This window comes from Mycolicibacterium palauense (assembly GCF_002592005.1).
Lineage (GTDB): Bacteria > Actinomycetota > Actinomycetes > Mycobacteriales > Mycobacteriaceae > Mycobacterium > Mycobacterium palauense.
The window spans coordinates 1-809 of sequence record NZ_NVQF01000206.1 but is presented as its reverse complement, the minus strand read 5'-3'; the positions used below and the strand labels follow the sequence as shown (position 1 = coordinate 809).

The 809-nt window shown below is 69.1% G+C and carries 1 protein-coding gene and 1 pseudogene; both read left to right on the top strand.

Annotated elements, in window-relative coordinates; genetic code table 11:
* The coding region (locus tag CSR00_RS29890) for an NlpC/P60 family protein (protein WP_218014569.1) at positions 1 to 545 on the top strand (545 nt) is incomplete at its 5' end.
* Positions 542 to 809, top strand: a pseudogene (locus CSR00_RS31100) (hypothetical protein); the annotation flags it as partial. The gene CSR00_RS29890 and the pseudogene CSR00_RS31100, both read left to right, overlap by 4 nt.

Here is an 809-nt window from a genome sequence, read left to right as displayed (position 1 = left end):
CAAACAACACGTCCCCCACCAACCCGTACGCCACCCTCACCCCACCCCCCACGGCCGACGCCAACACAACCGCGTGCGCAAACGCCGTGCGTACCGGCGATGTCGTCGGGCCCCCACTGACCACACCGGGCACCGACGTCGGCCGGCAAGCCGCCGCCCTGGCCAACAACCAGGTGGGGCTACTGGCCACCGATGCCGACGGAAGTACCGCTGGCCCCACGAATGACGCCTTTTCGGCAGCTAACTTGGTCAGATACGCGTACTACCAGGCCACACGGGGAGAGGTCACGTTGCCCAAGGACGTCGCAGCCCAGATCGACAGTGGCGATCGCGTCGACCCGAGCGCGATCAGCCCCGGTGATCTCGTCTTCTTCAACTTCACCCCCAGTCACGGGCCGACGGCCGTCATGATCGCGATCACCCCAACGCTGGGCATCGACGCCACCACCATCAACCAGCCGATCGCCGTGGGAGTCCTGCCCACCGGCAACGTCATCGTCAAACGACCCCGCACACAGGCCGAGCAGGAGGTGCCGACCCCGTGAGCGAAGAGCAGCTCGCCGACGCCTCCGCACCCCCGCTGCCTCCCGGTATCGGTACACACAGCGAGACCGGCTCGCGCGACAACCGCCGGGCCCCGATCCTGCCGATCACGCCGCGAATGCCCGGCAGCCCCACCACCGCGCCGCCGCAACAGCCAGCCCCCAACCCCGCCGCCCCAGCGGCCCCGCAGGCAGCAACCACCAACACGCCGACACCAGCACAACCCGCCGCAACGACGCCGCCCGGCACCTGTCCACTACCCACAA